This is a genomic window from Acinetobacter sp. 742879, assembly GCF_000588535.1.
Taxonomy (GTDB): Bacteria; Pseudomonadota; Gammaproteobacteria; order Pseudomonadales; family Moraxellaceae; genus Acinetobacter; species Acinetobacter pittii.
This window is the reverse complement of record NZ_JFYC01000023.1, coordinates 39,188-45,580: the sequence shown is the minus strand read 5'-3', so window position 1 is coordinate 45,580 and position 6,393 is coordinate 39,188. Positions and strand designations below refer to the sequence as shown.

Below are 6,393 nucleotides of genomic sequence, written 5' to 3'. Positions count from 1 at the left end.
GAAGAAGACCCAGAACTGATTAATGCGGGTAAAGAGTTTGTGACCATGCTTGAAGGTGGTAGCTTTTTCCACCATGGCGACTCGTTTGCGATGATGCGTGGTGGTCACCTTGATATTGCGGTACTTGGTGCATTTCAGGTTGCTGCGAATGGCGACTTGGCGAACTGGCACACGGGTGCACCCGATGCGATTCCTGCTGTAGGTGGTGCGATGGATTTAGCGGTTGGTGCCAAGAAAGTATTTATCACCACAGATCATGTGACCAAGCAAGGTGAGCCGAAGATTGTGGCTGAGCTGAGCTATCCGGTTACAGGTAAAAAATGTGTTGACCGCATTTACACGGACCTGTGTGTGATTGACGTGACTAAAGATGGTTTAAAGGTGATTGAAAAAGTTGAAGGTCTTAGCTTTGATGATTTACAGGCTTTGACTGGTGCAACTTTGATTGATGCGACTCAAGGGTAAGGAAGTAGGGAAATGACATTAAAAAACGCTTATATCATCGATGCCATCCGTACTCCATTTGGCCGTTATGCAGGTGGTCTTGCACCTGTCCGTGCCGATGACCTTGGTGCTGTGCCGATCAAAGCTCTCATGCAACGTAACCCGAATGTAGATTGGGAACAGGTCGATGATGTGATCTATGGCTGTGCTAACCAGGCTGGTGAAGACAACCGTAATGTTGGCCGTATGTCAGCTCTACTTGCAGGTTTACCTTATCAGGTTCCAGCAACCACCATTAACCGTTTGTGTGGTTCATCACTCGATGCGATTGCTATTGCTGCCCGTGCCATTAAAGCCGGTGAAGCGAATTTGGTGATTGCAGGTGGTGTAGAAAGTATGAGCCGTGCACCTTATGTGATGGGTAAGTCAGACAGTGCCTTTGGCCGTAGCCAGAAGATTGAAGACACTACCATGGGGTGGCGCTTCATTAACCCAAAACTTAAAGAATTGTATGGTGTAGACACCATGCCCCAGACTGCCGAAAACGTGGCTGAACAGTTCAACGTTAATCGTGCAGATCAGGACCAGTTTGCCTTGGTGAGCCAACAACGCACCGCAAGCGCGCAAGCCAAAGGCTTTTTTTCTAAAGAAATCGTGGCAGTTGAAATCCCTCAGCGTAAGGGTGATGCTGTTGTGATTGATACCGATGAACATCCTCGTGCATCGACCACACTTGAAGGCTTAAGCAAACTTAAACCTGTAGTTAAAGCAGATGGCACAGTCACTGCGGGTAATGCTTCAGGCATTAATGATGGTGCAGCAGCTCTACTGATTGCTTCTGATGAGGCAGTTCAAGCTTACAACTTAAAACCACGTGCCAAGATTATTGCCTCAACAGCAGTGGGTGTAGAACCCCGCATTATGGGTTTTGCTCCAGCCCCAGCCATTAAAAAATTACTGAAACAAGCCAACCTGACTTTAGATCAGATGGATGTAATTGAGCTGAATGAAGCCTTTGCTGCACAGGCTTTGGCAGTGACCCGTGATTTAGGTTTGCCAGATGATTCTGCCAAGGTAAATCCAAACGGTGGTGCAATTGCATTAGGTCATCCACTCGGTGCATCAGGTGCACGCCTCGTGACCACAGCCCTAAACCAGCTTGAACAGACAGGTGGTCGCTACGCTTTGTGTTCAATGTGTATTGGGGTGGGTCAAGGCATCGCATTGATTATTGAGAGAGTCTAATCATGACCCAGTTATATGCCAGCTTGTTTTACCAAGAAGACGTCACTGACATCTTTAGTGACTCATCTTTAATCACATATATGATTCAGGTTGAAGTTGCCTTAGCTCAAGCACAGGCAAAAGTTGGTGTGATTCCTCAAAATGCGGCTAATACCATTGCCCAAGTAGCTGAGCAGGCGTTAGACAAGTTTGATTTTTCCGCTTTGGCTGTAGCAACAGGCTTAGCTGGAAATATCGCAATTCCATTTGTAAAACAGCTTACAGCAATCGTTAAAGATGTTGATGAAGATGCTTCACGTTATGTGCATTGGGGTGCAACAAGTCAGGATATTTTAGACACAGCTTGTATTTTGCAATGCCGTGATGCGTTGAAAATTGTGGAAGGTCAACTTCAACAATGCTATGCGACTGCATTACAGCAAGCTAAGCAATATCGCCATCAAGTCATGATTGGGCGTACATGGTTACAGCAAGCTTTGCCAATTACTTTAGGGCATAAACTCGCTCGCTGGGCTTCTGCGTTTAAACGTGATTTAGATCGTATCCAAGCCATGAAATCACGTGTACTTACTGCTCAGTTAGGTGGTGCTGTGGGTTCATTAGCTTCTTTGCAAGATCAAGGTTCGCTTGTGGTTAGTGCATTTGCTCAGCAACTGAATCTGACTGTACCGACAAGCACATGGCATGGTGAGCGTGATCGTATTGTAGAAATCGCAAGTGTGCTTGGCATTATTGTCGGGAATACGGGCAAGATGGCACGTGATTGGTCACTGATGATGCAAACTGAAATTGCAGAGTTGTTTGAGCCAACTGCGAAGGGTCGTGGTGGTTCATCAACCATGCCGCATAAGCGTAATCCAGTTGCGGCAGCATCCGTATTAGCCGCGGCGAATCGTGTACCAGCACTTATGTCTAGCATTTATCAAAGCATGGTACAGGAACATGAGCGTAGCTTAGGCGCGTGGCATGCAGAATGGTTAGCAGTTCCAGAAATCTTTCAGCTTTGTGCTGGAGCATTAAGTCGTACTGGTGAAGTTTTACAAGGTTTCGAAGTGAACGCTGAGCATATGCAACAGAACCTTGAGTGTACGAATGGATTGATTATGGCAGAAGCTGTAATGATGGCACTAGCTCCTAAAATTGGTCGTTTAAATGCTCATCATGTTGTTGAAGCAGCTTGTAAAACAGCCGTGGCTCAAAACAAGCATTTGTTTGATGTTATTAGCCAACTAGACGAAGTGAAAGGGCAGTTTAGCCAAGCAGAAATACGGGATATTTTCAAACCGGAAAACTATTTAGGCAATATTCAGCAACAGATTGATGCAGTTTTGCAAGAAGCACAAGGAGAGCCAAAGTGAAACAGACTATTAGCAATCGCCAAGGAAAACAGCTAGCTGTTTATACCGAAGGCTTAAAAGATGCTCCTGTGCTTGTTTTCTCTAATTCATTAGGCACAGACCATGGTATGTGGCAGTCACAGGTAAATGATTTAAAAAGTCATTTTAATGTCATTACATACGACACACGTGGTCATGGTGGAAGTGATGTAATTAGTGACACCACATTGCAAAACTTAGCTGAAGATGTGGTTGATATTTTAGATGCCTTGAGTGTTGAAAAAGCTCATTTTTGCGGCATTTCAATGGGCGGAATTACTGGGCTTTGGTTGGGTATTCATCATCCAGAGCGCTTTTTAAGTATTACTGTTGCAAACTCGGCAGCCAAAATTGGCCAGGCGGAGGCTTGGTTGAGTCGTGCTGAGTCTGTGGAACAGAATGGTTTAGCTGAGTTGGTTAAAACCACGCATACCCGCTGGTTCAGTGAAAACTTCGACTATCAACATAATGTGGTTGCACAAACGACGATTCAAAGTCTTGCAAACACACCGGCACAAGGTTATGCGAATGCATGTCGTGCTTTAGCGTATGCCGATTTAAGAGATGAAATTGCACAAATTCAAATTCCGGTACTGCTGGTTGCGGGGACAGAAGATCCAGTAACTACAGTAGCAGATGCTGAGTTTATGCAACGCGCTATCAACAATAGTCAGATTGCTAAATTGGAAGCATCTCATCTTTCTAATATTGAGCAACCGCAAAGATTTACTCAGGAATTGACTAGGTTTATTCAGCAAATCTAATAGCTTAGTGATTTAAAAGGAATTGGCCTTAAGGAGGCAAATATGGCGTCTCAGGATTACGCTGCACCAAATAAAAGTATCGATGCTCAAGCATTAATTAATGATGCTCCACTTAGTAAATATCAATGGATGATCGCCATCATCTGTTTTTTAATTATTTTTACTGATGGTATTGATACTGCTGCAATGGGTTTTATTGCTCCAGCTTTGGCACAAGACTGGGGAGTTGATCGCTCTCAGTTAGGGCCAGTGATGAGTGCTGCACTTGGTGGAATGATTATTGGAGCTTTGGTTTCTGGCCCAACAGCTGACCGTTTTGGTCGCAAAATCGTACTGGCTTTTTCGATGCTTGTATTTGGTGGGTTCACCTTGGCATCTGCTTATGCAACCAACTTAGATAGTCTTGTCGTTTTACGCTTTTTGACAGGTATTGGCTTGGGTGCAGCGATGCCAAATGCCACTACATTATTTTCTGAATACTGTCCAACACGCATTCGTTCACTGCTGGTGACCTGTATGTTCTGTGGCTACAACTTAGGTATGGCAACAGGTGGCTTTATTAGTAGCTGGCTGATCCCGACTTATGGTTGGCACAGTCTATTTTTACTTGGTGGCTGGTCACCTTTGATCTTAATGATTTTAGTGATTTTAGTTTTACCTGAGTCTTACCGCTTTTTAATTGTGAAAGGTAAGAATCCTGAAAAAGTACGCAAAATCTTAAATCATATCGCACCAACTCAAGTTCAAAATGCGACTGCGTTTCACGTACCTGAAGAGAAAACTGAAACAGCTCAAAAGAAAAATGTCTTTGGAATTATGTTTTCTAAACCATATGCGAAAGGAACGCTTTTGCTTTGGTTGACCTATTTCATGGGACTCGTGGTTGTTTACTTGCTTACCAGCTGGTTGCCAACGCTTATGCGTGAAACAGGTGCCTCAATGGAGCGTGCTGCATTTATCGGTGGATTGTTCCAGTTCGGTGGTGTGGTGAGTGCATTGTTTATTGGTTGGGCGATGGACAAATTCAACCCGAATCGAGTGATTGCTATTTTCTACTTTGCAGCAGGTCTATTTGCGATTGCTGTTGGTCAAAGCTTAGGAAACTCAACATTACTTGCTGTATTGGTGCTTTGTGCGGGTATCGCAATTAACGGTGCGCAATCTTCAATGCCAGCGTTAAGCGCTCGTTTCTATCCAACGCAGTGCCGTGCAACTGGTGTTTCTTGGATGACGGGTATTGGACGTTTCGGTGCGGTATTTGGTGCGTGGATTGGAGCTGTGTTACTCGGCAATGATTGGTCGTTTACCGCCATTCTTAGTTTATTACTCATTCCAGCGACCGCTGCTGCTGTTGCGGTATTTATTAAATCAATTGTTGCGCATACCGATGCAACTTAATAGAGGTCTATCACAATGAATGATGAACAACGCTATAAACAAGGCATTGAGGTGCGGACTGAAGTTTTGGGTGAAAAGCATGTTGGTCGGTCTTTGCAAAATCTGAATGACTTTAACCAAGATTTTCAAAATTTTATTAGCCGTTACGCATGGGGTGAGGTGTGGTCTCGTCCGGGCTTACCGCGTCATACACGTAGTTTAGTCACTATCGCAATTTTATTGGCGCTTGGTCGTGAAGACGAACTACGCATGCATTTACGTGCTTGCTTTAACAATGGTGTAACTAAAGAAGATTTAAAAGAGCTGATCTTACACAGTTCACTCTATGCAGGTTTACCTGCTGCAAACGCTGCAATGCATATGGCTGAAGAAGTCTTTAAAGAGTTGGGGATAGAGGTAAACCCAATTGCAGCGAAAGAACAGGATTAAGGAGATAAAGATGTCACAACATAGCTGGGGTGCTTACGCCCAACGTAATACTGAAGACCATCCACCTGCATATGCGGAAGGTTATAAGACAAGTGTTTTACGTTCGCCAAAAAATGCATTGATTTCTATTAATGAGACTTTAACTGAAGTTACTGCGCCGCATTTTTCTTCAAATTTGTTTGGCCCAAAAGATAACGATTTGATTTTGAACTATGCCAAAGATGGTTTGCCAATTGGTGAACGTGTCATTGTTCATGGCTATGTTCGTGACCAATTTGGTCGTCCTGTAAAAAATGCACTTCTAGAAGTATGGCAAGCCAATGCTTCTGGTCGTTACCGTCACCCAAACGATAAGTTTATTGGTGCAATGGACCCTAACTTTGGTGGTTGTGGTCGTACCTTAACTGATGAAAACGGTTTTTATATTTTCCGTACCATTAAACCTGGTCCGTATCCATGGCGTAACCGTATTAATGAATGGCGGCCTGCACATATTCATTTCTCTTTAATTGCTGATGGTTGGGCTCAGCGTCTGATTTCACAGTTTTATTTTGAAGGCGATACGCTCATTGACACTTGCCCGATCTTAAAAACGATTCCTTCTGAAGATCAACGTCGTGCATTGATTGCACTAGAAGATAAAAACAACTTTATCGAAGCAGATAGCCGTTGTTACCGTTTTGACATCACTTTACGTGGACGTCGAGCGACTTACTTCGAAAACGAATTGACTTAAT

General features: G+C 44.0%; 7 protein-coding genes. All 7 read left to right on the top strand.

What is annotated here, in order from left to right:
* Positions 1-465, top strand: a 465-nt coding sequence (locus tag J690_RS22215; protein WP_032038532.1) for a CoA-transferase, incomplete at its 5' end; no start/stop codon positions are given.
* 12 nt (positions 466-477) lie between these two features.
* Positions 478-1,689, top strand: coding sequence for a 3-oxoadipyl-CoA thiolase (gene pcaF / locus J690_RS22210; protein ID WP_032038530.1), 1,212 nt, complete (start codon positions 478-480; stop codon positions 1,687-1,689).
* 2 nt (positions 1,690-1,691) lie between these two features.
* Positions 1,692-3,047 (top strand): 3-carboxy-cis,cis-muconate cycloisomerase, encoded by a 1,356-nt coding sequence (locus J690_RS22205; protein WP_032038528.1) that lies wholly within the window; start codon positions 1,692-1,694, stop codon positions 3,045-3,047.
* Positions 3,044-3,829, top strand: coding sequence for a 3-oxoadipate enol-lactonase (gene pcaD / locus J690_RS22200; RefSeq protein WP_032038525.1), 786 nt, complete (start codon positions 3,044-3,046; stop codon positions 3,827-3,829). The genes J690_RS22205 and pcaD overlap by 4 nt, the downstream gene beginning before the upstream one ends.
* Positions 3,830-3,871: 42 nt before the next feature.
* Positions 3,872-5,227, top strand: coding sequence for a 4-hydroxybenzoate transporter PcaK (gene pcaK, locus J690_RS22195; protein ID WP_032038523.1), 1,356 nt, complete (start codon positions 3,872-3,874; stop codon positions 5,225-5,227).
* 15 nt (positions 5,228-5,242) lie between these two features.
* Positions 5,243-5,656 carry a 4-carboxymuconolactone decarboxylase gene (gene pcaC / locus J690_RS22190; RefSeq protein ID WP_000997505.1) on the top strand — a complete coding sequence of 138 codons (414 nt, stop codon included), beginning with the start codon at positions 5,243-5,245 and terminating at the stop codon, positions 5,654-5,656.
* Between the two features lie 10 nt (positions 5,657-5,666).
* Positions 5,667-6,392 (top strand): protocatechuate 3,4-dioxygenase subunit beta, encoded by a 726-nt coding sequence (gene pcaH / locus J690_RS22185; protein ID WP_002120975.1) that lies wholly within the window; start codon positions 5,667-5,669, stop codon positions 6,390-6,392.
* The last annotated feature ends 1 nt before the right edge of the window (position 6,393 follow it).